Raw genomic sequence first — 26,336 nt, 5'->3', positions numbered from 1 at the left:
TAAAATATGGATTTTAGAAAATTTGCTGTATCCCACTATGGGATGAGTGGGAATACCTTTGACCAATATGAAAGGTGGTTTAACCGGAATGTCTATGCTTCCATGACACCGTATATAACGGAGGAACGGCAGCTGAATGTAGCACAGATGGATGTATTTTCCAGGTTAATGATTGACCGTATTATCTTTTTAGGTGAAGCCGTAGATGATCGAGTGGCTAACATTATTCAGGCCCAATTGCTTTTTCTGCAATCAACCGACCCTCATAAAGATATTCAGCTGTATATCAACTGCCCGGGAGGTTCTGTCTATGCGGGGCTAGGGATTTACGATACCATGCAGTATATAACTCCGGATGTCGCTACAATCTGTACAGGTATAGCCCTTTCGTTTGGCGCTGTTCTTTTATGTGCCGGAACCGATAAAAAGAGGGCGGCGTTGAAGCATGCTCGGGTAATGATTCACCAACCTTCGGGAGGTATGCAAGGAACGGCAGCTGATTTGGAAATTAATGCACGCGAAATACTCAAACTTCAAAAAGAGCTTTATCAAATTATTGCCGACCATAGTGGCCAGTCTTATGAATGGGTACATACCTCTTCAAATCGCGACTATTGGATGACGGCGGAAGAGGCCAAAGGATATGGAATGATTGATGAAGTGTTAGGAAAGGTGATGTCTTGATACAGAAGCTAATGTTTATGAGCAAGCTTGCCTGGCCATCGGAAGGAGTACGCAAATAAAAAATCCTGCTAGCGGTTAACCTAGCAGGATCTCAGTTTAATATATATGGTTTAATATATATTCTATTGAACTCGACCGCTTTGACGGTCTTTCTTTCGACCTATGGCATAACCACCGGCCCCGCCGATAGCAGCGCCAATTGCCGCGCCTCGTAGGCGTTTATCCTTATCTATTAGCGCTCCCATAACGGCTCCTGCTCCTGCGCCAATTGCAGTCCCTTTGGCGGCGTCACTCCACCCTTTCTTTTGGGTACTGGCTGCCACAGGAGCCGTATTTGATTCACTAGCTTCGTAATACTGGCTCCCCTGTTCCGGCTCGCTATAACTTGTATTCCTCGCTGCCTGGGTCTCCATCTCTTGTGCTTGCAATTTCTCTTGCTCTAGTTGTTCTTTTTCAGCGATTTCTGCTCTTCGAAAGCTGTCCAATGCCAAACTGTCTTTCACTTGTTTAAGAGCCGCCGCTTTCGCTAAGGCTTCTTCCTTCGCACTATTATTGTTACATGCTGTAAAGCCGATACTGGCCATTAAGCATAAAGCGATGATCTTATTCATAATACTTTATTTGTTCAGTGTTTCTTATAACATGAATAGCATAGAAAAAATTATGCCAAAACTTTATGTAAGCATAATAATTTACGCTAAATAACATTAAATCAATAGTATATCTTATAAGGATAATGAAGGTGTTTATACGGTTTGTATAGTTTAACAAGCAAATCTTGAGGTACTTGTTTTCCAATTTAATTTTATACCTTTACCCCTCACTAAACCCGAATTGTTTTGACACTGGAAGCTTTTAAAGATACATTGATTTTGGATTATCCACCAAAAGAGCTTTCTGTTCACCTTCAAGCATTATGGTACGATGCAAAAGGAGAATGGAACTTAGCTCATGGTTTAATTGACCATCTGAATGACGCCAACTCCGCCCACGTACATGCTTATCTCCATCGAAAAGAGGGAGACTTATGGAACGCTGCGTATTGGTACAATCGTGCGAAACAAGTAATGCCCCAAAAAAGCTTAGATGAGGAATGGGAAGATCTTTTTTATCGATTGAACTAACAGTTGACCCTACTTAATTGCACCATAGGCGGCAAAGCATAAGTTTTTGTGAAGAACCTCAACATGGCGAAATCCCACTTTTTTCAAGAGATCAAGTTGAAAATTGAGAGAACGGGGGCTGTCTTCTTTTTCAATATAGTCGAGTACGTTATCCCTATAGTTTTCACCGCCCATATTAACCAAGTAATTACCAAAACGTTCATTGTATACAAGTTGTTGAATGGCGGTTGTTTCCTGAACAACAAGATCCGAAATCCACAAGCTACCACTTGGTTTCAATAGTTGATATAACTTTGTAAATACCTTTTCCCAATCTTTATCGTCACGTAAATGATGGAGTACAGCGGCAGCTATTATTGTACAATAATGGTTCTCTTCTAGTGCAACAGTGCGGACATCACCCTGAACGAGCGTTGTATTTCCTGTGTTAATTGCTGTAACACGCGCATATGCTCGGTCTAGCATCGGACGACTTAAATCCAACAAAGTGCAATCGAGAGGCGTCTTTTTAGATAAAAGCTTTAAGGTGTAGTTTCCGGCACCACAACCAATATCTAAAACTGTTTTTAAATTGGGAGAATGGGCGATTATGCTATCAACAATAAGCTCCATGCTAAAGGTAGCGTCAATGGTAGTGGCTTGACCAGTCTCTAAATTGGAAAAGCGTTCAACGTCTTGGTCGAAACGTGCTTTGATTTCTTGTACCGTGGATTTGCCTGAGAAGTTATTCATATAATGTTGTTTAGTAAGGCAAATCTATCAATCTGTTTTATGCTTTAAAAATACTATTTTTTATAATTATTGATACCTTTGAGGTATTATGGAGCTAAGGCATCTTGTATACTTTAAAACAGTCGCTGAACTTTTACATTTCAGTAAAGCAGCGGAACGTTTACACATTTCTCAACCACCGCTAACGAGGCAAATAAAAGAACTAGAGACAGAATTGGGTGTGCTACTGTTTCATCGAAATAATAAACGAGTTACCTTAACTGAAGCGGGACGTTACTTTTTAAATGAATGTGGAGAACTTATGCAGCGGCTTGAGCGAAGTAAGCAGCTGGTGAAACAAATACACGAATCGGTAAGCGGCGAGTTTCAGATCGGTTATATCAGTTCAACCCCATTAAGCGGCCTTGCTAAAATACTGCAACAATTACGAGTCGAATATCCATTGTTAAAAACGCGTCTATACGAACTTTCTACGGCAAAACAGATAAAAGCACTAAAAGAAGGGAAGCTGGACGTCGGAATTCTTCGTGCACCCATTGACTCCATTCATCTAGCGGTAAAATCATTGTGGCAAGATCCCTTTGTACTTGTATGTGCTGATGATCATTTTGGTACACAAACGGAAGATTTAGCAAAGATTGATTTCATCTCTTATAATAGTCGTTATGCTCCGCACTATCATCAACAGTTTGTAGCTTGTTGCCACCGGATGGGCTTCGAACCGCAAGTCGTTCATGAATGTAATAATATGCACTCCATGCTGAGACTGGTGGAGCATGGACTTGGTATCGCTTTAGTTCCTGCGTCCATTAGAGGTCAGTACCCTTTTCTTCATGTAAAGTTTATTGAGTTAAAAGGTATCGCTGTGTATACAGAAATTGTTATGGCTTATCATCGCCGAACGGAACACCCCGCGTTGGAGAGCTTTAAAGAGTGCAGTAAGTTTTTAGCGGTCACTTAGCTGTTCATGAAGTTGTTGGACGAGAAACGTGGTAACAGTAGCACTAACAAGTCATTGAATGACTCGGTGAATGTTAACGGTACGACTTTCCTGTCTTAACGAATCCCAGCGGCATGAGGGTTTGCTTTATAGCGGAATTTATAATATGTTTACGGCTGCTAAGCGATATAGAACAAAGGCAGAATCGGTTCGAAGCCGATTTACGGTTGAATAGAAGCGTAATATTCAGCAAATGTGTGGATCGAAATAATTTATAAATTCTATCATATACAATGGAAAGAAGAAGTTTTATCAAAAGTACCATGGCCCTTGGTGCTGGTTACTACTTAAGTAATAACCTTGCTTTTGCGCAGTCCGAGAATTTTCCGGAAGTAAGGGTGGCAGAAAATATGCGCAATTTTACCAGTGAAGCTGTTGAAAAGGTGATAAAAACTTTTCAGAATAAAGTGAAAAACAAGGAGCTTGCTTGGCTTTTCGGAAATTGTTTTCCTAACACCTTGGATACCACAGTGTTTTTTCAGTCGATCGACGGAATACCTGATACATACGTTATAACCGGGGATATCGACGCGATGTGGCTTAGGGATAGCAGTGCCCAAGTATGGCCATATTTAGCACTGGTGAAAGATGATAAGCCATTGGCTGATCTTATCGCCGGCGTGATCAACAGACAAAGTCACTACATTTTAAAAGATCCATACGCTAATGCGTTTTACGACGATCCCGAAAAAGTTGGCGAGTGGGCAAAGGATAAAACTGATATGAAGCCAGGGGTACATGAACGCAAGTGGGAAATCGATTCGCTTTGCTATCCCATTCGTTTAGCGTATCACTACTGGAAAGCTACAAAAGACACCAAACCGTTTAATGATACGTGGAAACAGGCTATACAGAATATTCTAAAAACCTTTAAAGAACAACAACGAAAAGATGGAACAAGTCCTTATCATTTTGAAAGGGTAACAGGCCGTGCTACAGACACCCTACCTATGGACGGCTATGGATATCCGGTAAATCCTGTTGGACTAATCTGTTCATCGTTTCGTCCGAGTGACGATGCAACTGTACTTTCCTTTTTAATCCCGTCTAATTTCTTCGCTGTGGTCTCTTTGCGTCAGGCGGCAGAGATGTTAAAGGCGATTCATAACGATAACATTTTAGCCAAAGAGCTGACAACACTTGCACAGGAAGTAGAAGACGCTTTAGCTAAACATGCAACTACGAAGCATCCAAAATATGGCGAAATATTCGTGTTTGAAACAGATGGTTACGGAGGACATTTATTAATGGATGATTCTAATATTCCGAGCCTTTTGTCCTTACCTTATTTGGGTGCGGTGAAAGCGGATGACCCACGTTATGTGAATACGCGTAAGTTTATTCTGTCTTCTGATAACCCTTTCTTTTATAAAGGAAGTGCAGGAGAAGGAGTGGGAGGACCACACATCGGTAAAGATATGATCTGGCCAATGAGTATTGTGATGCGTGCGTTGACGAGCTCTGATGACAAAGAGATTAAAGCCTGCATCCAAACACTACAAAAGTGCCATGGAGGCACTGGTTTCATGCACGAGTCATACCACAAAGATGACCCTAAAAAATTCACCCGCTCGTGGTTCGCTTGGACAAACACTTTGTTTGGCGAATTGTTATGGGAAACCTTTGAGCGTAAAAAAAGCTTGTTGAGCTAAGGTTCAACTCTCTTTTTTTGTTGTAACTAAAATGTTTTAGTTGTTTCTGTAACAACTAAAACATTTTTAGTATACAATTAAATTACTTATTTTGGCATATCCCATTGTTAACTGTAATGTTCGATTTTAGTAAAAAAAATGATTGGAAGGAGGTAGGAGACGGAATCTTCCGGAAAATTCTGTCCTATAATAGCAAAATGATGATGGTTCGCGTACGTTTTGCAAAAGGAGCTATTGGTACCGTTCACCAGCATATCCACACACAATCTACTTTTGTTATCAGCGGGAAATTTGAGTTTAATATCGGAAATGAAAAGAAAGTCATCGAAGCAGGTGATACTTGTCTAATGCCATCAAATGTTTTACACGGCTGCAAATGTTTGGAAGAAGGTGAGTTACTGGATGTCTTTACGCCATTGAGGGAAGATTTTCTTTAAAAAGTTTCGTTATCCCCCTTTAATTTTTTGCTCATGATTTTGTCTTCCATTAAATATCCGGAACCGATGTCTATGTCTTCCGTCCCAATTAGTTCAAAACCTAATCGTGCATAAAATTTTTCCGCTTCATTGTGCTTGTTGACATTAAGTAATAATCTTTTATCGCCCTTGTTTAGCGCTATTTCTTCTACAGCCCTCATTAGTTTTTTTCCAACACCTTTGCCTTGTGCTTCCGGTAAGATGTAGATCTTATGGATTTTGGTTTGTAGCGCATTTTTGTAAGCTGATTCATAAGAAATAAAACCTAGACACTCGTTTTCTTCAGCTGCTAATAAAAAATGATGATTCAGTTCAGTCATTTGCCGTAATAACGATGTTGTACTATACATCATTTCGAGCATGTAACTTATTTGCTCAAAAGAAAGAATGCTACCGAAGGTTATCGGCCAAGTTTTATGAGCGATCTCTTGAATTATATGGATATCGTCGATTTTTGCTTTCGTAATATGTAACATGTGGGTCTTTTTCGCCCCGCAAAAATAAGTAAAATGCGGTTAATAGTCATATCTTAAAGAAACACCTGGTCGAAAGTAATCCGAATGTTAAATGCACGTTATCATTTCATTATGTTTTGTACTTTAACCGTTTTTCTTAATACTTTTTAATCCATAATTCTTTCTTTTATAAGATAATAAGATGTGGAAAGTTACAAAGTTTGCCATAGCAGGTGGTGTTGGGTTCACTATAGACTTTTTGTTTACTTGGTTCTTTAGAGAACAGATCGGATTGAATCAGTATGCGGCCAACGGTATTGGTTTTTCGATGGCTGTGCTGAATAATTTTTACCTTAATAAATTTTGGACATTTAATAATAAAAGCAGTGTGAGCTTGCAATTCGGCTATTTTATTTTTTTCAGCTTGGTGGGATTAGCTTTAAACACGTTTCTTCTATTCTGTTTTGTTCATTACTGCAAGCTCAACTTCTATCTCAGCAAGTGCCTAGCTATCGGGTTGGTATTTATATGGAATTTTTTGGTAAATAATTTCATAACATTCAAAGATCAATAGACTTTTAAATAGTGTCAATGATGCATATATATCAGCGTGGATCGACTAATCTGGAAGAAAAAGCCTACTATATTGTAATATGGATTATCGCATTTATAAGCATTTTTAGTTTATTTGGAGGTGTGATGGAGCCGGATGGAGCGCTTTATGCATCCATTGCCAAAAATATGCTTCTTTATAATGATTGGTTGAATTTATATGTTAGGGGACAGGATTGGCTCGATAAACCACATCTTACTTTTTGGTTAGCTGCCAGCTCTTTTAAACTGCTGGGAATAAGTGGATTTGCTTATAAGCTTCCTTCTTTGCTCTTCGGGTGGCTTGGTTCTTATTACCTATATTTACTGGGGTCAAAACTTTATAAGAGAAGGATTGCCCTAATTGCAGTCGTTATGTTCATGACCGCCTTTCACGTTGTCATATCAAATTTTGATGTAAGAGCAGAGATTTACTTAACTACGTTTACCTTAGCGGCAGTTTTTCATTATTACATAGCTTATCGCTCGTTATCTTATCATGTCATTCCCGGTTCGTTCTTTTTGGCTTGCGGTATTATGGTAAAGGGCATTTTTGTAATCATTCCTGTTTTATCAGGTTTTATATGTTATTGGATAATTACCAAACAATATCGAGAATTCATCAAACTAAAATGGTGGCTCGCGCTTCTTTTAGTTGGCATTTTCATCCTACCCGAACTATACGCGCTGTACATTCAATTCGACATGCATCCTGAGAAAGTGATCTTTAATCAACAAAATGTTTCAGGTATCCGCTTTTTCTTTTGGGATAGTCAGTTTGGACGGTTTTTTAATACAGGGCCTATAAAAGGGAAGGGGGATGTCAGTTTTTTTCTCCATACTACTTTATGGGCCTTTTTACCTTGGAGCGTGATCTTTTATATAGCGGTGTTTAACAAGCTGAAGAAGCGGTCAATTATAGGAAAAAAGAAAGCGACTACTTTAATAATTAACAGCAATGCGCTCGTAGCTTTTCTTCTTTTTTCTTTTTCTGAGTTTCAATTGCCGCATTATATCATTATTGTTTTTCCTCATTTCGCACTCTTTACTGCTTCTTATTTATCTTCCTTGAAGCACAAGAAACTGAAAGCAATTTCTATCATACAACAGGTCATTTTTGTCTTAGTATTAGTGCTTTTAATCATGATTGCATTCGTGTTCGACGTGCCATTTAAGTTCTTATTTGTTGTTTTAGCTCTGCTTACCGGAACGATTGCCTATATCCTGTTTTTTCGGGTTAGTGTACGGAACTTAGTTTGTCTAAGTGCCGTGTCAGCGGTCATCTTTATGCTATTTGCTTATGCTTTTTTTTATCCGACTTTATTGCGTTATCAAGCGGGTATGGTCGCTGGTAGATGGTTGCAAAATCATCATCCAAATGGGCCAGTGAAAAGTTACCTTGGACATCGCTTTTCCTTCGATTTTTATGCACCTACTAAAGTGGAATATGTAGACGATATTTCCCAGCTTAAATCGAAAAGCGACAATAAGCAAATCGTTTTTCTTCCTACTACTAATGTACCCGATTTGACATCAAAATACCAGGTTAAGATACTCAAGAATTTCAGCGATTATCATATCACGAAATTGAAATGGGGTTTTCTCAATCACAAAACAAGGGAAAAGACGTTAACGAGCTTTTCCTTGGTGGAACTTCGCAAGATTCAGTAAGTTTGCTTTATGGATACCAATATGTTTGTAGAATTGACTGTTGTAAATGGCAATTATCCTTGGGACCTGCTAATGCTGGCAGATCCAAGTAAGTCAGCAATTGAAAAGTATCTATACGACAGCGATTGTTATATTGCCCGGTGTAATGAAGTTGTCATAGGTGTAGCGGTCATAAAATCACAAGATTCGGAAGTTTATGAACTTATGAATATAGCAGTTTTTCCTGCGTACCAAAATAGGGGATATGGGAGCCAAATTTTAAACTCGCTTATAGAAATTTTAAAAAATAAGCAAGCCAATGTATTGGAAGTAGGGACAGGGTCTTTTGGATATCAACTGAAATTCTATCAAAAATTTGGTTTTAGGGTAGACCAAATTAAAACAAACTTTTTCTTAGATAACTATAGTGAACCAATTTTTGAAGATGGGCTACAACATAAGGATATGTTAATACTGCGTTTAACGCTATAAAGGATGCCTACAATAGCGTAGGCATCCTTTATCTAAACAACCTTATCAATTGCTGCGGCCAATTTCCGATCTTTTTCAGTTATAACATTTCCTTGATCATGTGTTGAAAGCCAAATTTCAACTTTATTCCATTCGTTGGTCCATTTCGGATGATGGTTGGACGATTCTGCAAGCAAAGCTACCTTTGTCATAAAAGCAAAGGCATCCGAAAAGTCTTTAAACTCGAACCGTTTATATAAACTATTGTTTTCTTCTTTCCACATAATCAACGTTTTAGCTGATAAACAATCCGAATTGATGTTTTGTTTGGCTAATTACCACCCACCACCTAAAGATCGATATAGCTCTACCATCGCAACTAATTGAGCCTTTTTTATTTGTGCTAGTTCAAGTTCGCTTTGTAGCACATTACTTTGAGCGGTAATAACCTCAAGATAGTTTGCCATGCCTGTATTGAATAATAAGTCTGCATTGTGAATGGCGCTTTGTAGTTTATTAGTACGATTCAAGGCAATGGATTGCTTTTCTTGCAGCTTGTTGAGTGCAATCAGTGCATCGGAAACTTCTCCTACTGCGGTAATCACTGATTGTCTAAACTGGATAACGCTTTTCTCATGATTAATAGCGGCCAACTCGTAATTTGTTTTTAGCTGTCGCCGTTGTAAGATTGGTTGCGCAATTCCACCGGCAACTGTTCCAAAAACAGATGCTGGAATATTAAACCAATTACTCGCTTTAAAGGAGTTAACACCCGCTTGTGCACTAATCGTTAACGAGGGATACATACTTGCTCTTGCATACCGTTGGTTGGCACGTGCGGCCATAACGGCCAATTCTGCTTGCTTCACATCCGGCCGTCTACTTAGCAATAGGGAAGGGACGCCGGTATTGATTTTTTCCGGAATTTGGATATCGTCCAAGGTACTTTGCGTAGCTATACCTTCCGGTAGTTTACCACTTAAAATGCTCAGCGCGTTTTCCTGTATATTAATCTGTTGTTCAAAATCGGGAATCAATGACGCTGCCGCTAAGCGCTGTGCTTCTGCCTGTTCTAAGCCTAAAAGCGTAATCTCGCCTACATCGTATTGCTGTTTGATAATATTTAAGGTACTATCGTTCAAGGCAAGATTTTGCCGTGCAATTTTTAATTGTTCCTGCAACATAAGCAAGTTATAATAGCCCTGTGCTACATAAGAAACAATTTGTGTTTGAACCGCTTTTTTCGCCTCCTCTGTTTGCAGATAAGATGCAAGGGCTTCCGCTTTTTGGTTCTTTATTTTGCCCCATATATCAGCTTCCCATGAGAGTGCTAGCGTCGCATTATAATCCTCTATATGGTTAGTTTTCAGAAACTGATTCAAGCTGACGCCATTTAAGCTGTTGTTAGATGGATTGGTACTGTTGGCACCCACCTGTAGACTAACATTCGGTATATATCCAGCTTTTGCTTGCTTCAACGTAGCCTGCGCGGCATCGATATTTTTTATGGCCAACTGCAAGTCCATATTGTGGGCGATAGCCGTATCAATTAACGTCTGCAAAGTCACATCATTAAAAAAATCACGCCATGGAATGAAAGCTATACTGGTTGAATCATCCGATGGCACTTCAGCATTTCGGAAGTTGGCAGGGACGGGGGCTTCGGTTTGAATGGCCTTGTCCGTTGTTTTGCAGGCGAAGAAGAATGCCTGCAAAACAAGAATTATAAGGAGATTTGATTTACTGTTCATTGTTTAGAATATTGTTATCCTTTATGATTATTAACTTAAAGGAATGGTATCGGCTACTGCTTCCTTATTCTGCTGATCATTCGAGTCACGTGGTATGACGCTTGGCTTGCCCGATACTCGCTCTTGCAAAGCTTGGAAGACAATGAAGAGGACGGGAATAATAAAGAGTCCCAAGATAACGCCTGACAACATCCCGCCGGCCGCGCCGATACTGATTGAGTGATTTCCCTGAGCTGAAGGTCCATTCGCACTCATCATCGGTATCATACCGACTACGAAGGCTAGTGAGGTCATGATAATAGGCCTCAACCTTAATTGAGCAGCTTCTAAAGCTGCCTGGCCGATTGGTTTACCTGTTTTACGGCCTTGTACGGCGAACTCCACAATCAATATGGCGTTTTTGGCCAATAAACCGATAAGCATAACCAAAGCTACCTGTACATAAATATTGTTAGCGATACCAGTCATACCAATCGCTGCAAATACACCAAAAATACCTGTAGGAATCGATAAAATAACAGCTAGAGGAAGGATATAACTTTCATATTGGGCGGCAAGTAAGAAATATACAAACACCAAACATAAAAGGAAAATAATGGTAGACTGTCCTCCGGATGTTATTTCCTCTTTGGTCATCCCTGAAAACTCATAGGAAAAACCGGAAGGAAGATACTGTTTAGCCACTTCTTCTACTGCTCTAATAGCATCACCGGAACTGAAGCCGGGATTCGGCATAGCATTAATACCGATGGAATTAAATAAGTTGTAACGAGAAGCAGTTTCCGGTCCGTATACCCTGTTCAATTTAACCAAGGTATTAATCGGCACCATTTCACCCATTCTGTTCTTTACAAAAATTCCGTCCATAGATGAAGGTTCTGCTCTTTCAGTTTTATCGGCCTGAACCATAACACGGTAATATTTTCCAAATCGATTGAAGTCGGATGCCTGTGAGCTTCCGAAATAGGCCTGCATGGTTTGCAAGATATCTCTCGTGCTCACGCTTAATTGTTCGGCCTTTACATCGTCCACTTGCAGTTCATATTGTGGGTAATCGGCGCGGAAAGTAGTAAAGGCAACCATGATTTCCGGACGTTTCATCAACTCTCCGATAAAGGTTTGTCCTACTTGACCGAATTTGTCTAATTTGCCTCCTGTCCGGTCTTGTAGTACCATGTCCAAACCGTCAACATTACTGAAACCGGGAACGGTAGGAAAAGTAAATACGAAGAAGTTAGCACCTTTTATAGCAGCTAGTTTTTGACTAACTACGCCCATAATGTCATTGATATCCTTTACTTGTCCGCGCTCTTCATGGGGCTTTAACAAAATAAAAGCAACTCCTGAAGACGGACTTGTTGCTTGGGTTAAGATATTAAATCCTGAAATGATATTAAGCGTCTTTGTAAAGGGTGTATTTTGCAAGTGCTGCTCAGCTTCTTTCAAAGCATTTGTAGTACGTTCTAAAGAAGCACCTACAGGCATAGAAAGGGAGATGGCTATAAATCCTTGATCTTCTGAAGGTATAAATCCTGTAGGTGTTCTTCTAATCATGAAAATGGTTACTACCAAAAGCGCTGCTAAACCCGCCATACTAAACCATTTATAACGCACCAAAAAACGTAAACTACCAACGTAATTTTTCGTTAGTCTGTCAAAGCTAGTATTGAAGCCTACAAAGAATTTATCTTTGAAGCTTAGTTGTTGTTTCTTCTCTCCGTGATGAGTTGTATCCTTCAAGAAAAGCGCACATAAAGCAGGGCTAAGTGTTAAGGCATTAATTGCGGATAGCACGATAGCAATCGCTAATGTGAAGGCAAATTGCCTATAGAATACGCCGGTTGACCCCTCCATAAAACCAATAGGTAAAAATACCGCAGACATTACTAATGTAATCGATATGATGGCTCCCGTAATCTCACTCATCGCGGAGGTGGTGGCTATTTTGGGTGGTAAATGCTGGTGCTCCATTTTCGCATGGACAGCTTCTACCACTACAATCGCATCATCCACCACAATCCCGATTGCAAGCACCAGCGCAAAGAGTGTCAGTAGATTAATGGAGAAGCCGAATAACTGCATGAAGAAGAACGTTCCGATAATAGCTACCGGTACTGCAATAGCAGGAATAAGCGTCGATCTAAAATCCTGTAAGAAGATAAAAACCACTAAGAACACCAAAACAAACGCTTCGATCAGTGTATGTTTCACCTGATCGATGGATTGATCCAATGAATCCTTTGTGTTGTACAGTACCAAATACTTCACGCCTTTAGGAAAATCTTTTGCCGCTTTCTCCATAAATTCTTGAATGGCGATCTGTATTTCGTTGGCATTAGAGCCTGCCAATTGCATCACACCGATATTGAGGCCTGCTTTTCCGTTAATACGTGTATGGCTGGCATAAGTATATGCACCTAGTTCAATTCGTGCTACATCTTTAAGTCTGAGCACAGAACCATCTGCATTAGCGCGTATAATGATATTCTCATAATCGCTAGGTTGATTGAGCTTACCTTTATATTTTATAACGAATTCAAAGGCTTCGCTGCTACTTTCACCAAATTTTCCCGGTGCAGCTTCCACGTTCTTATCCTGTATAGCAGCCATCACTTCAGCGGGCGTCAGCTTGTAACTGGCCATTTGATTTGGATTCAGCCAAACACGCATCGAATAATCTTTACTACCACCGAATACTAAGGCCTGACCTACGCCAGGTATACGTTTTAATTCCGGGATAATATTGATCTGCGCATAGTTCGTCATAAACGTTTGGTCATAGGTCCCTTCATCCTCTGTATAAAGGTCTAACACCATGATTAAACTGTTCTGCTGCTTCGCCGTGGTAATACCTGCTTGAACAACTTCAGCCGGTAATTGACTGGTGGCCTGTGCAACCCTGTTTTGAACATTGACGGCTGCTTGATCCGGATCAGTACCTAGTTTAAAATATACGGTAATCATTAACGATCCGTCATTGCTGGCAGTTGAGCTCATGTAGCTCATATTTTCGACACCATTGATCGATTCTTCCAACGAAGGGGCCACTGCCCGAAGAACTGTTTCGGCATTGGCGCCGGGATAAAGGGCCGTTACCTGTACGGCAGGTGGAGCAATATCGGGAAACTGTTGCAAAGGGAGTTTCACAATCCCGATTATTCCAAGAATTACGAGTAGTATGGATATAACCGTAGCTAATACCGGTCTTTCAATAAATCTCTTTAACATGATTATTTGTTATATGCTGTTAACTTAAGACTGTCTGCACTCAATTTCTGAGGGGCGATCACTTGTCCCTCCTGTAATAAGTCCATGCCTTTGTATACAATGTTTTGGCCGTTTTTAAGGCCGCTTTTTACGAGATAGTTGGCACCGCTCTTACCTACCACCTGAATGGCCTGTTTGTTCACTTTGTTACTATCGTTCACGGTGTAGACGAAAATTTTATCCTGCATTTCCAAGGTCGCCATTTGTGGCACCAGCAATACTTTGGAATGCTGTTTACCTAATCGAATTTTACCGGTATTTCCTGAACGAAGTAATCCTTCTTTATTTGGGAAGGTCGCCCTTAAGGTAATAGCTCCCGTGTTTTTATCGAACTGGCCGTCTACCATATCGATTTTTCCTGGCTGCCCATAGGCTGTCTGATCAGATAATACAAGGGTTACAGGAGGCAAGTTCTTTATCTTTTCTTCCAATGTAACACCTTCGAAATTGTTTTTAAAGTCTACAAAATCGTTCTCGCCTAAAGCGAAATATACATGAAGCTCGTGGATATCGGATAATTCAGTAAGCGCCTGTGCATCCGCCGGACTTACCAAGCTTCCTTGTTTTTTTAACAAACGTCCGATGTAACCTTCAACAGGAGCGGTAATAAGCGTATATCCCAAATTAATTTTTGCGCTTTCTACCCCGGCCTTTGCTTGCTGTAAATTGGCTTTAGCACCATTTCTGGCAGCAATGGCTGTTTTCAATTGAAAATCTGCTAATACTTTGTTGTTGACTAATCTGGTTTTTTTCTCAACCTCGAGTTCTGCATTTTCCAAAGCGGCTTCTGCGGCATGAAGATTAGCTATGGCCTGATTCAATTGTTCACGATAAGGGCGATCGTTGATCTTAAATAGCGGTTGCCCCTTTTTCACTTTTGCACCTTCATCTACATAAATCGCGTCAAGCGTTCCTTCTACTTGAGGCCGTACCTCTACGTTGACGGTTCCTTCAATAGAAGCAGGATATTCCTGAAAAACGGTCTCTTCACCAGAATTAATAGTAATTACAGGCAACGATGGAGGAGGCGGAGCCCCTTGTTGTTGCTGTCCGGAAGAACAACTATATAAAAAAATAGATGATGCTATGATGGCAAGTCTATTTACGTTATTAAATAACTTAACAACGTTAAATAACGGGTTAAAAGTTTCAAACGTCATGGTGGAAAATAGATGTTTCATTTTATTTATATATGTATAATATTTACAAATGTCCGGAGAGTGCTTTCTCCTTTTTAACAGTGTTAAATGATTTACGATTGTTATTTAATGAGTAAAAAAAATTAATCGACTAACGATCGGGTTATGCCATATATGGCATCTTTAAGAACTTGTTGATTTGTTTCTTCTCCATTTCCTTTATTTACCATATTAATAGAAATCAAACCATGTATAATAGACCAATAGGTAAAATATTTTCTGCAAACCATGTCGTCATCAGGTTGTTTCGCTTTCATGATCTCTTTGATAACATCACTGATGAGAACCGCATGTGAGTCGAAACATCGAAACGTCTTTTCCATTTCGCAACATTGGGTTCCAACCCCGTACATAAGCTGATAAAGCTCTTTCTCCTCAAAAGCAAAATCCCAGTATGTTAGCCACATGGCTTCAATCTGTTTCCCTAAGTCAACTTCTTGATCCCTTGCTTCTCTTACCCTTTTTGCTAACATAAAATACCCTCTACCGGCAAGTTCTGTTAAGATAGCTTCTTTATTAGCAAAATATTCATATATCATTGGGGCTGTATACTCTATTATATCAGCGATTTTACGCATACTCAACGCTTGCCATCCTTCTTCTTTAACTATTTGGAGCGATGCGTCAAGAATTTTTACTCTATTTTCATCTTTCAACCGCTGAATACGCTCTTTACTTCCCATGTCTTAACCCCCTAAAGTTATTTAACAGTGTTAGGCAAACTTCGATATTATTTGTGAATTTTAATGACATGAAATTGTCATTAATTATAACGTGTTGATTTGTAGAGTATTTTAGCATATTTTTATAATATTAAACGAACAATTTTTACAAATCGTTTTTGATAGCGATTATCAAGTAGTGTTTCCGTTACACAACGTATCTTGCCTGAAGAGGCATGAATAAAACGTAGAGGTTCCCCTTTATCGGATATGACAATACCTATGTGACCTATTGACTTTACCTTTGGATTAGTACCTCTAAATAAAATGACATCACCGGCTTGCGCTTCAGTGAGTGGTACTTGTCTTCCCTTGCTGTTAAAAGCAGCTGAGCTACGAGGAACAAGAAAGTGGAAATTACTAAAAACATAATTGACAAAACCTGAACAATCAAAACCTTTTTGTGGGCTGCTACCGCCAAATCTATAAGGCACGCCCAAAAACTGTTTGGCAAAAGCTACGATAGCTGCGGGTGTTATTTCTTGGCGTGTGGTGTAAAAGGAGTAGACCGATTGTTTTTTATCACCTCGCCTTGCTTCAGAAGGAAGGCACAAAGAGAAACTTAGCAATATGGTTAGACAAAGAGGCTTGTTCATAATAACTAGCTAAATTGTAGCCTGTCATAAAAAACCTGTCTGTTATTTGTCAACACGTGCTGTATTTCTTCGCTAGTTCCCATAAAAGGTCCTGAACCTTGAATTTTGATTGTCGACATAGCCGCAGCAAATTTTCCGGACTCTTCCAACGTGCCTCCCTTAATTTTCTTGGATAAATAACCGGCCATATAGGTGTCTCCACATCCGGTAGCATCCGTTACTTGAGAAGGAACATATGCAGGAATGGTATAAAATGTATTTTCTTTGTAAAGAACCGATCCCAAACTGCCTAAGGTAATAACCACCTCTTTGACACCATGGTCGGCCAAAATTTTTGTGCCACTATAGATATCTGAGGTACCTGTAAGCGCTTCCATTTCAAATTCATTGGCTTTTAAAATATCTATGTGTGGAAGAGCCTCTTTCTTATCACGCCAGTCGGCATAGTAAACTTGGTAATTTCTTACGATGCGCAGATAACCCTGAACGTCCAGGGAAACCATTCCCTTTTTTGAAAGAAATTTGATGACTTCTACAGGGATATCATTCGTTAGTAAGGGGCCTAAGTGGAAAATCTTAGCCTCTACATCTACTAAGTGCTCAACCGTGAATGGATCGGCCTCCTGTAAGACTCGTTGCGTACGATGATCCTGATTTTCATTGTATATATTTTCAAAGTAAACAGTCTTTTTCGTCGGAACGGTTTTTATCGACAAACCTTTGTCTTGCAGCGCATCGACGATATACTTCTCTGAATCAGCCACGGCAGTAACCAATGAAAAGGCAATATCCATGTTCCTAATGGCATTTGAAAAGTAAAAGGAAGTTCCTCCTGGCATATTTTTGGCAGCATTGCTCGTAACAACCTTGTCTAAAGTAATATGCCCTATACAACAAATATCAAACATGTTTACACTCAAATTATTCGTATGGAATAGCATTCGACAAATTCCAAATGCTGACAAAGGTAATTATTCGCTAAAATAATCAGCTATTTTTTTGGTAAATAAGTTGACACGTAAATACAGCGGATGGGTGTAGCCATAAACGAACGACCGATTTCCGGTTTGTTTATTGGAAAAAAAACATTAGTTTCGTCCTAGATAAAGCCAAGGTTATAAACCATTTTGATGGTCTTTCTTAAATCCAAGCCTAACGAATCAAATTTGATGGAAGCAAAAAGTGACATGCAGCTGCTTGTTGGGATTCGAAATCGGAATTCAACGGCATTTGACGAATTGTTCCATAAGTATTACAAACTACTTTGTGGCTATGCTTATTTGTACCTGAAGGAAGAAGAGGAGTCGAAGGATATTGTACAGAATTTATTTATAGAACTATGGGAAAAGAAGCGTTTTGATAAGCTTAATGGCGATGTTAAAAGCTATCTCTATCGTGCAGTACATAATAGGTGTTTGAACTATTTACGGAATACAGAAACAAGAGCTCGAAAACAATCAGACTATGAGAAACTGAGTGAAGACAATTACCAGATGCAAGATAAGGAAATGTTCGAGCAGATTTATAAAAAATTGGAAGCTAATCTGAACGACTTACCAAGGCAAAGAAAAGAGGCCATCAGCTTGGTTTATTTGCACGATAAGAAATACCAAGATGTTGCCGAAACAATGGGAATAAGTATTAATTCGTTGAAAACTCATTTAAAAATCGGCTTAAAAAATTTGCGTGAAAAACTAAAAAAAACTACTAAATATTAACCTGAATTTGTTTTATCCGTGTATTAGTAAAAAATGGTAAGCGAAGAATATATACGAAGGCTCTATGTGGAGAAAACAATGGGAGTAATCAGTGATGATGACGACCGTTGGTTACAGGAGGAGCTATTGCAACATCCGGAGAGCCTGGAATTATGGAAAAAGCTAGAAAATGATTTGGATACGAATGGCCTGAGGCTATTTACGGATAAAATAGATATTTCGAAAGACTTAGCTACGGTGAGAACTCATTTAAGTGAGCAATCAATCTCGATTTCAAAAAGAAGAAGGTTGTCGTATGCCGCGACTGCCATTTTACTGCTGGCTGGTGGTATTTTTTTCTCTTTATATCTAGTTAATAAGGACAAGATGGATGCCGCTTTGTTAGTAAATGGCGGACAACAGAAAGCGGACACGAATCAGGTACAGTTATTGGTGGGCGACCAAGAAGAAGTGGTAACGTTGGATGATGGTCACACCATCTTGAATGTAGCAGGGCAACAAGTGCGGAAAGAAGGCGAAATGTTGATTTACAATAAAGATATCGCAGGCAGTAAAACAAATACTTTAGTGGTACCACCAACAAAAGACTATAAACTTGTACTGGCTGATGGTACAAAAGTTTGGCTAAATTCTTCATCCGAGTTAAAGTTTCCAATGACGTTCTCCGGAAATTCCAGGGAAGTCTATTTAAAAGGTGAGGCTTACTTCGAAATCGCCGAAAAGGCCGATCAGCCGTTTATTGTGCATACAGATAAAGCAAAGGTGAATGTGTTGGGCACCAAATTCAATTTAAATGCCTATGCTGAAGATCATGTCATAACGGCTCTTCTCCAAGGTAAGGTGCAAATGGAAAGCCCAAATGGTACTAGTTTATTACTTTCTCCCGGACTGAGCGGACGCTATAGTAAGAAGAGCGGTTTTTCACAGGAAAAATTTGATCCCCTTACTGTACTGAGTTGGAAAGAAGGTGTTTATTATTTTCATGGAACCACCTTGTTGGAAATCAGTGAAATGATCAATCGTTGGTTTGATTTACCGGTAAATTTTGAGAATGGTGAACTGAAACATATTCGTATTAGTGGTTTACTTGATAAGAAAGATTTAAAGGGCTTTTTGCATGATTTGAATACGACAGCGGGTGTGCGTGCTATGGTAATAGATGGTACCTTACATTTTAGACTTTAAACAATAGGCTTTACGCGATAAGCAGTAGGATAGATTACTTTATTACATTCAACTACTTCGCTACTTAACGATCTTCGAAGTGAAACGGGAGTTTGTTAATAGAGAATAGCTCTTATTTTCTGATCATTATTTCCAACTACCTACTCCCCATTAACACAAAAAATTAATTTTCTTTCACCCATTTTAAAATGCTTGGTGTGTTTATAGTGAATTAGCTAAAAACCATTATAGACATCAAACCATGTATCAAAAGAAAAATCAATTTAACCGATTTTGTCGATCTATAGCAAAAGGCTTGTTGATTGCAGGCCTGCTATTTCAGATGGAACTATTTGCGACCCCTTTATTGGCTCAATACAGGGTAAGCATTAAAAAGGAGAGCATCAGTCTAACCGATCTCTTTAACACGATCAGAAAACAGACGGGTTTAACCGTATTTTACAGTGAGGAAGTACTCAACGACAAAGAACGAGTATCGGTTAATTTTAACAATCTACCATTAGATGCGGTGTTAGAGAACCTGTTTAAAGACAGAGGAATTCAATATGAGATCAGAAGGAATAAGGTGATTGTATTGGAAAAGCAAAGTTCAGCAAATGGGCTTATGGCCACTTCCAAACAAGAACAGAATACCGTAAAAGGAAAAGTGCTTGATGAAAAAGGACAAGCTTTACCAGGTGTTTCTGTCCGAACAAAAGGTAGTCCGTCGACAGGTACTTCTACGGATAGTGATGGCAACTTTGTGATCAGCGCTGCTTCGAACGCGACCCTGATTTTTTCGTATACGGGTTACGCCACACAGGAAATCAACGTCGCCGGTAAATCAACTATACGGGTTACCATGACACCGCGAGAGGCAGCTTTGGATGAGGTAGTGGTAGTCGGATATGGCACTGTTCGTAAAGGCGATTTAACCGGATCCGTTTCATCGGTAAAGTCAGAAGACATTACCGCCTTACCGTCAACCAATGCCATGCAAAGCTTAACGGGAAGAAGTGCAGGTGTGCAAGTAGTGCAAAGTTCAGGAGCACCTGGTGCCAGTATGAATATACGCATCCGTGGAGGCAATTCCTTATTGGGTAGTAATGAACCGCTTTACGTGGTGGACGGTTTTGCACTTTCAGGTAGTCCTACTATTCTTGATCCATCGGATATTGAATCGATGGAAGTATTGAAAGATGCGTCTGCAACGGCCATTTATGGTTCTCGAGGAGCAAATGGGGTGGTTATTATTACAACTAAAAGTGGAAAGAGAGATGTTAATCAGGTTACACTTAACAGTTATGTCGGATTTCAAAATGTGGTAAAAAAAATAGACCTTTTAAATGCCCGACAGTTTGCCGAAATCGCTAACGAACGGGCCCGTAATGATAATGCTGCTCCATATTTTACACAAGAGCAAATCAATAGTTTTGGTGAAGGGACCGATTGGCAGGATGCCATCTTTCGTACGGCTCCAATTCAAAATCACAGTCTCAATATCGCGGGCGGAAATGATAGGACCCGCTATTCAGTATCGGGAAGTTATTTCGGTCAGGATGGTATTGTTATCAACTCAGGATATAAAAGAGGGTCGCTGCGTTCCAATTTAGAGCAGGAGGTGTCTGACAAATTTAAAGTAAACTTAAGTACCATATTGAGTCGTACCATTAACAATGCCATCACAAATGATAATCAATCAAGAGGGTCCGGAGTAGTTTCCGCTGCTTTAGTCGCACCACCTACTGTGCCTGTTTATGACGAAAATGGCAATTATTCCAACGTGGTGCCTTATTCATTTAGCTCTAATGCGGCGGAGAATCCGGTAGCTTTAGCCAAAGAACGCGTAGACAGAACAACGGGAAGCGGCGTGTTAGCCAATCTCGGGCTACAATATACCTTTATAGAAGGGTTGACACTAAAAGTTTCTGCTGGTGTAGATTATGCCAATTCCAAAAGAGACTATTACTCTTCCCGCTTAATCAGGTCAACACCGGCAGGTAATGCTTCTACCAATTATTTCACAAGGACAAACTTCTTAAATGAGAATATTTTGAATTATGCAAAGACATTTAACGATCATTCCTTGGATTTAATGGCGGGTGTTACTTATCAATCAGAGGTGGCAAGTACGAACTCATCGGGAGCTAGTGGCTTTATTTCCGATATATTGCAAAATAATAACCTTGGATCAGGAACAGTCATTGCTACCCCAACATCCGGTATTGACGAATGGAAGTTGATTTCCGGTTTATTTCGGGCAAATTATGTTTATAAAAATAAGTATCTTTTAACTGCGAGTATAAGGGCAGACGGATCCTCTCGTTTTGGGGCCGGTAGTCAATGGGGTTATTTTCCTTCAGCGGCTTTTGGATGGCGATTGAAAGAAGAGGAATTTCTTAGCGATGTCAACAGTATTTCCAACTTAAAACTACGGGCCAGCTGGGGACAGTCGGGAAATACCGCAATCTCTCCCTATGGCTCGTTGAATGTGCTTTCCGGTTTTAATATTATTCTTGGAGATGCGTTGAACACAGGCTTTGCACCAGGAAATACCCGGCCGAATCCGGACTTAAAATGGGAAACTACCACACAAAGTAATATTGGCTTTGATTTGGGCTTATTTGACGAGCGTTTGCGCCTAACGGTTGATTACTATATAAAAAACACAAAAGACTTGTTAGCCAACGTCCCACAAGCAACCTCCACGGGTTATCAAAATCAAATGCAAAACATTGGTCGTATTCGAAACAAGGGTCTTGAATTCGAGTTGGGAGGCGATATATCCCGAGGAACCTTTAAATGGGACGCCTCTGTTAATTTTTCAGCTAATCGAAATAAGGTAATCGAACTAGCTAATCATGCGGATGTATTTGGATCCGGTTTATCTATTCCACTTAGTATTAGTCCCAATCTTATCCGGGAAGGTTATCCGGTGGGTGTTTTTTATGGGTTCTTGGAAGATGGCTTGAATGAACAGGGGCGTATACAATATAAGGACTTGGATGGCAATGGTGTAATTAACAATGAGGATAGAACAATCCTAGGCGATCCCAATCCCGATTTTATTTTTGGCTTCAATAACAACCTAAGCTATAAAAATTTTTCATTGAATATCTTTATTCAGGGAGTGCAAGGAGCCGATTTGTTCAACTTTAATCTGTCAAACCAGGCCAATTCTTTCAATTTCGGAGAAAACCAGATCGCGGATATATTAAATCGCTGGACACCTGAAAATCCAAATCCAAATGCACCATATCCAGCTATCAGCGTTGGTTCCAGCTTCCGGGAGTCAAACCGCTTTATAGAAGATGGTTCCTTTATTCGGTTTAAAAATATCCGGTTGGCTTATGATGTCCCGTTGAAAAGTAGCAAGATTAAATCTTTACAATTATATGTAAGCGGACAAAACTTAATTACCATCACCGACTATTCCTGGTATGATCCCGAAGTAAGTAGCCGAACAGCTAATTCGCCCACTACATTGGGTATAGACCAAACCAGTTACCCTGTGGCAAAAACCTATACCATGGGGCTGAAAGTAAGTTTTTAAATAACAAAATATTAAGGTTCCAACAAAAATTATGGAAAAAATGAAAAAGCTCTTATATATATTTTCGATCATTTTATTTGCTGCCTGCAGTAAAACTTTGGAAGAAGTTCCGATAGATCGACTTTCAGAAGAAAATTTTTATCAGACGGCCCAAGATGCTGAAACTGCCGTTAATGCAATTTATGCGCCATTTCGAGAATTGGGCTATTATGGAGGCTTTTATATGTTACTAACCGAAGCTTGCTCGGATTACGCGAACGGAAGAGGTTCTTTTGGACCTGTCAGTGAGTACAATGGTTTGGACGGTGCCAATATCGGTCGTGCAGAGACTATTTGGCGATTTGCTTATCAATCCATCTTAAGAGCAAATATTGTATTGGAAAGAGTGCCGGCTATTAATATGGATGAAAACAAGAAAAATCAGATACTGGCAGAAGCGCGATTCCTTCGGGCCTTGGCTTATTTTGATTTAGTTAGGAATTGGGGCGGGGTACCGTTAAGGCAATCTTCCAATGACCCAACAGATCTGCCTCGGAGTACCGAACAAGAAGTCTACGACTTCATTATAGCAGATTTAAATACAGGAATTGCGAATCTGCCTGCTGTAGCAACAATTCCTGGAAGACCGACCGTAGGGGCGGCAAAAACGCTGTTGGCCTATGTCTATTTAACGTTAGCGAATTGGGAACAGGCACGTAACCTTGCTAAGGAAGTAATGGATGAGGGAACATACCAATTGGTACCGGTTTCTACAGTCAACGACTTTGAAAAAGTTTTCGGTGCTGATGTAGTAACGAGTGCTGAAGACATCTTTTCTTTCAAATACTCTTCTTCCGGAGGCCTGGGTTTCCAATACCTCGTGTATATACATGGTGAGAACACACTTTACGCGCCATTTGGTTTCCGCACCATCTATGCGCGCGAAACCTTTCCGCTGATTGCCAATTGGTCGGATCGTGATTTGCGAAAAGAATTTAATCTGTATGATTCGTATATTCACCGGTCAACAGGAGCACTAGTCCAGCTGCCTGGCAATGAGCCCTATCAGTTTAGAAAGTTTAAGGACTTAGCTTCGGTGGCCGTTGACGCTAGTGCAAACGATATGCCCGTGCTACGCTATGCCGATGTACTATTAATTTATGCCGAAGCCGCAAATCAATTGGAGGGAGGTCCCTCTGCTGAAGCTTATGAAGCGTTGAATAAAGTTAAAAGACGTGCGTATGGGGTAGACGTCAATACACCCAATCCGCAGGTTGATTGGGCAGGATTAAATCAACAATCTTTCCGCGATGCTGTTTTTCAGGAAAGGGCATATGAATTTATGGTAGAAGGCAAGCGATGGAACGACTTAAAACGCTTGGGTAGAGACCAGGTTCGTGCAGTAATCCAATCGGCAAAAGGAAAAGCGATTAGCGACAGCCACTTTTTATGGCCAATTCCTAAAGTGGAAATGGATAATAATAATGCCCTAAATCCGAGTGACCAAAATCCCGGTTATTGATAGTAATAAATTATATGAAAATGATAAGAAATAGAAGTTCTTACTACCTCTTGGTATTACTGATTGCTTGCATTCAATTGCAGGCGCAAGCTAAGGATTATGATATTTGCATTTACGGCGGCACTTCTGCCGGTGTCGTCGCAGCCTACACAGCAGCTAAAGCCGGGAAATCGGTGGTGCTCGTTGAACCGGGAACGCGACTGGGCGGAATGAGTTCCGGTGGTTTAGGTTATACCGATATCGGTAATAAATATGTTGTAAAAGGTTTAGCGCTCGATTTTTATCGCAAGATCGGACAACACTATGGGAAATTCGAGCAGTGGATTTTTGAACCCAAAGTAGCTGATAGTATTTTTAGGGATTACATGCGAAAGGCTTCAATTGACATTGTTTACGAGCACGTTTTATCAGCGGTCGAAAAGAAAGGAACCCATATCGCGCAAATTTTGGTAGCACCAATAAAAGGCACTGATGGCCAGGAGCGCGCTATAAGCGCCCATGTGTTTATTGATTGTTCCTACGAAGGTGATTTAATGGCAAAATCCGGAGTTTCTTATCATGTAGGTCGAGAAGATAACCAGGTTTATGGCGAAACGCTTAATGGAGTACAGCTGATGGACGGCCATCAGTTTCCCGATGGGATTGATCCTTATCAAATTCCCGGTGATAAAAGTAGTGGACTCCTGTGGGGAATCAATGACGAAGTATTAAAAGCGAATGGAACCGGTGATAGAAAAGTACAAGCCTATAATTTTCGAATTTGTTTAACTAACAATCCTGCCAATCGGATAACCATTGAAAAACCACGTAATTATGATCCCAAACGATATGAATTATTGAAAAGGTGGAAAGAGAAATATCCTTGGAAGTCTTTAAATGACGTATTTATTTGGAGTAGAATGCCTAATAACAAAACCGATATAAATAATCGGAACGGTTTTTCTACAGACATGATCGGGATGAATTGGGATTATCCGGAAGCCGATTACGCGAGACGGCAGGAAATCATTCAGGCCCATGAAGATTATACCAAAGGGCTTCTGTATTTTGTCGGGCATGACCCATCGGTTCCTGAATTCATTCGGAATGAAATGCTAGCTTGGGGCTATCCGAAAGACGAGTATACGGAGCACGGGAACTGGAGTCCGCAACTTTATATACGGGAAGCAAGAAGAATGATCGGTGAAGTAGTGATGACACAACATCACTGCCAGGGGAGGGAGGTGGTAAAGGATGATATCGGCTATGCGGCTTACACGATGGATTCTCATAACTGTGATCGACTGGTGGTTAATGGTATGGTTAAAAACGAGGGAAATGTAGAAGTAGGTGGTTTTCCCCCCTTCCCAATTTCCTATCGCTCAATTGTTCCGAAAAAGACAGAAGTATCTAACCTCCTGGTACCTGTTTGCCTTTCTGCTAGCCATATCGCCTACGGGTCCATCCGAATGGAACCTGTTTTTATGGTACTAAGTCAGTCAGCCGCTTTTGCCGCCTGCTTGGCAATCGACGGAAAAAAAGCTATACAGGACGTTTCTGCTCACGAAATAAAGGCCTTATGGAAGAATAATCCTAAGGGTGATGGCCGTAAACCGGACATCTGGATCAATAGCATGGAGCGGAAAGATGTGCAGCTAACCGGCAAATGGGAAGAGGAAAAGCGAGGTGGTTTTGGATCGAGCTATTTGATTTCGACGGATAATAGTCAACGAAGTACGGCTCGCTTTAAGTCTTCCGACCTTAGTCCCGGAAACTACGACATTTATACTTATTTTCCGAAAATCGAAAATTCCAGTGCACAGCTCTTGTATACCGTGTTTGATGGTAAGCAAAAAACAGCGAAAACACTGAATTTAGCGGATATCAAAATTGAAGGACAGACTTCCGGCGAGTGGGTTTGGCTGGGTAATTATTCAATAAAAAACAGCGAAGCCAGCTACGTGGAGATCAGCAATGAAAAAGCCAGTGGAAAAATAGCAGCCAATAGTGTCCTGTTTGTTCCAAAGGAATAAATTTAGTCTTTGGCGGGC

23 protein-coding genes are annotated in these 26,336 nt (G+C 40.2%); 13 read left to right on the top strand and 10 right to left on the bottom strand.

Features of this window, described 5'->3' with window-relative positions:
* The first annotated feature begins 6 nt into the window (after nt 1-6).
* Nucleotides 7-684: an ATP-dependent Clp protease proteolytic subunit gene (locus E0E36_RS20960; protein ID WP_013666082.1), complete on the top strand. Its 678-nt coding sequence runs from the start codon at nt 7-9 to the stop codon at nt 682-684.
* Between the two features lie 122 nt (nt 685-806).
* On the opposite strand, the gene E0E36_RS20955 is transcribed toward E0E36_RS20960, so the two are convergent.
* Nucleotides 807-1,295: a YMGG-like glycine zipper-containing protein gene (locus E0E36_RS20955; RefSeq protein WP_013666083.1), complete on the bottom strand. Its 489-nt coding sequence runs from the start codon at nt 1,293-1,295 to the stop codon at nt 807-809.
* A 228-nt stretch (nt 1,296-1,523) separates the two neighbouring features.
* On the opposite strand from E0E36_RS20955, the gene E0E36_RS20950 reads away from it, so the two are divergent.
* A complete protein-coding gene (locus E0E36_RS20950) occupies nt 1,524-1,808 on the top strand; it encodes a hypothetical protein (protein WP_013666084.1) in 285 nt (94 codons plus the stop codon).
* Nucleotides 1,809-1,817: 9 nt separating this feature from the next.
* On the opposite strand, the gene E0E36_RS20945 is transcribed toward E0E36_RS20950, so the two are convergent.
* The gene (locus E0E36_RS20945; RefSeq protein ID WP_130857614.1) at nt 1,818-2,540 is read right to left on the bottom strand and encodes a class I SAM-dependent methyltransferase; all 723 of its coding nucleotides are present in this window, start codon (nt 2,538-2,540) and stop codon (nt 1,818-1,820) included.
* Nucleotides 2,541-2,628: 88 nt separating this feature from the next.
* On the opposite strand from E0E36_RS20945, the gene E0E36_RS20940 reads away from it, so the two are divergent.
* From E0E36_RS20940 to E0E36_RS20930, 3 genes are all read left to right on the top strand, one after another.
* Nucleotides 2,629-3,501: a LysR family transcriptional regulator gene (locus tag E0E36_RS20940; RefSeq protein ID WP_130857613.1), complete on the top strand. Its 873-nt coding sequence runs from the start codon at nt 2,629-2,631 to the stop codon at nt 3,499-3,501.
* Between the two features lie 272 nt (nt 3,502-3,773).
* Nucleotides 3,774-5,192 (top strand): glycoside hydrolase family 125 protein, encoded by a 1,419-nt coding sequence (locus tag E0E36_RS20935; RefSeq protein WP_013666087.1) that lies wholly within the window; start codon nt 3,774-3,776, stop codon nt 5,190-5,192.
* Nucleotides 5,193-5,308: 116 nt separating this feature from the next.
* Nucleotides 5,309-5,629: a cupin domain-containing protein gene (locus E0E36_RS20930; RefSeq protein ID WP_130857612.1), complete on the top strand. Its 321-nt coding sequence runs from the start codon at nt 5,309-5,311 to the stop codon at nt 5,627-5,629.
* Here the strand turns inward: E0E36_RS20930 and E0E36_RS20925 are convergent.
* The gene (locus E0E36_RS20925; RefSeq protein ID WP_013666089.1) at nt 5,626-6,144 is read right to left on the bottom strand and encodes a GNAT family N-acetyltransferase; all 519 of its coding nucleotides are present in this window, start codon (nt 6,142-6,144) and stop codon (nt 5,626-5,628) included. The genes E0E36_RS20930 and E0E36_RS20925 overlap by 4 nt on opposite strands.
* 181 nt (nt 6,145-6,325) lie before the next feature.
* On the opposite strand from E0E36_RS20925, the gene E0E36_RS20920 reads away from it, so the two are divergent.
* From E0E36_RS20920 to E0E36_RS20910, 3 genes are read left to right on the top strand one after another with little or no spacing between them, the layout of a single operon-like run.
* Nucleotides 6,326-6,697 carry a GtrA family protein gene (locus tag E0E36_RS20920; protein WP_013666090.1) on the top strand — a complete coding sequence of 124 codons (372 nt, stop codon included), beginning with the start codon at nt 6,326-6,328 and terminating at the stop codon, nt 6,695-6,697.
* A 17-nt stretch (nt 6,698-6,714) separates the two neighbouring features.
* The gene (locus tag E0E36_RS20915; protein ID WP_242627354.1) at nt 6,715-8,385 is read left to right on the top strand and encodes an ArnT family glycosyltransferase; all 1,671 of its coding nucleotides are present in this window, start codon (nt 6,715-6,717) and stop codon (nt 8,383-8,385) included.
* 9 nt (nt 8,386-8,394) lie between these two features.
* On the top strand, nt 8,395-8,856 hold the full coding sequence (locus E0E36_RS20910; protein ID WP_130857611.1) for a GNAT family N-acetyltransferase: 462 nt from the start codon (nt 8,395-8,397) through the stop codon (nt 8,854-8,856).
* Between the two features lie 32 nt (nt 8,857-8,888).
* On the opposite strand, the gene E0E36_RS20905 is transcribed toward E0E36_RS20910, so the two are convergent.
* The 7 genes from E0E36_RS20905 to E0E36_RS20875 form a co-directional block, all read right to left on the bottom strand.
* A complete protein-coding gene (locus E0E36_RS20905) occupies nt 8,889-9,119 on the bottom strand; it encodes a 4a-hydroxytetrahydrobiopterin dehydratase (protein WP_130857610.1) in 231 nt (76 codons plus the stop codon).
* Nucleotides 9,120-9,170: 51 nt separating this feature from the next.
* A complete protein-coding gene (locus tag E0E36_RS20900; protein WP_130857609.1) occupies nt 9,171-10,586 on the bottom strand; it encodes an efflux transporter outer membrane subunit in 1,416 nt (471 codons plus the stop codon).
* A 30-nt stretch (nt 10,587-10,616) separates the two neighbouring features.
* A complete protein-coding gene (locus E0E36_RS20895) occupies nt 10,617-13,814 on the bottom strand; it encodes an efflux RND transporter permease subunit (RefSeq protein ID WP_130857608.1) in 3,198 nt (1,065 codons plus the stop codon).
* Between the two features lie 2 nt (nt 13,815-13,816).
* Nucleotides 13,817-15,034, bottom strand: coding sequence for an efflux RND transporter periplasmic adaptor subunit (locus tag E0E36_RS20890; protein WP_130857607.1), 1,218 nt, complete (start codon nt 15,032-15,034; stop codon nt 13,817-13,819).
* Nucleotides 15,035-15,135: 101 nt separating this feature from the next.
* Entirely contained in the window at nt 15,136-15,735 is a 600-nt protein-coding gene (locus E0E36_RS20885) for a TetR/AcrR family transcriptional regulator (protein WP_130857606.1), read from the bottom strand.
* 122 nt (nt 15,736-15,857) lie between these two features.
* Nucleotides 15,858-16,370, bottom strand: coding sequence for a C40 family peptidase (locus tag E0E36_RS20880; RefSeq protein WP_130857605.1), 513 nt, complete (start codon nt 16,368-16,370; stop codon nt 15,858-15,860).
* Between the two features lie 5 nt (nt 16,371-16,375).
* Nucleotides 16,376-17,278: a PfkB family carbohydrate kinase gene (locus tag E0E36_RS20875; protein ID WP_130857604.1), complete on the bottom strand. Its 903-nt coding sequence runs from the start codon at nt 17,276-17,278 to the stop codon at nt 16,376-16,378.
* A gap of 261 nt (nt 17,279-17,539) precedes the next feature.
* On the opposite strand from E0E36_RS20875, the gene E0E36_RS20870 reads away from it, so the two are divergent.
* The 5 genes from E0E36_RS20870 (at nt 17,540) to E0E36_RS20850 (ending at nt 26,318) form a co-directional block, all read left to right on the top strand.
* Nucleotides 17,540-18,088, top strand: a complete 549-nt coding sequence (locus tag E0E36_RS20870) for an RNA polymerase sigma-70 factor (RefSeq protein WP_157622239.1) — start codon at nt 17,540-17,542, stop codon at nt 18,086-18,088.
* Nucleotides 18,089-18,121: 33 nt separating this feature from the next.
* A complete protein-coding gene (locus E0E36_RS20865; protein ID WP_130857603.1) occupies nt 18,122-19,273 on the top strand; it encodes a FecR family protein in 1,152 nt (383 codons plus the stop codon).
* 241 nt (nt 19,274-19,514) lie between these two features.
* On the top strand, nt 19,515-22,805 hold the full coding sequence (locus E0E36_RS20860; RefSeq protein WP_130857602.1) for a TonB-dependent receptor: 3,291 nt from the start codon (nt 19,515-19,517) through the stop codon (nt 22,803-22,805).
* Nucleotides 22,806-22,845: 40 nt separating this feature from the next.
* Complete coding sequence (locus E0E36_RS20855) at nt 22,846-24,306, top strand: RagB/SusD family nutrient uptake outer membrane protein (RefSeq protein WP_165447042.1); 1,461 nt, start codon at nt 22,846-22,848, stop codon at nt 24,304-24,306.
* A gap of 20 nt (nt 24,307-24,326) precedes the next feature.
* Nucleotides 24,327-26,318 carry an FAD-dependent oxidoreductase gene (locus E0E36_RS20850; protein WP_242627352.1) on the top strand — a complete coding sequence of 664 codons (1,992 nt, stop codon included), beginning with the start codon at nt 24,327-24,329 and terminating at the stop codon, nt 26,316-26,318.
* Nucleotides 26,319-26,336 lie beyond the last annotated feature (18 nt).

This window comes from Olivibacter jilunii (assembly GCF_900607235.1).
Lineage (GTDB): Bacteria > Bacteroidota > Bacteroidia > Sphingobacteriales > Sphingobacteriaceae > Olivibacter > Olivibacter oleidegradans.
This window is presented reverse-complemented; position numbering and strand designations above follow the sequence as displayed.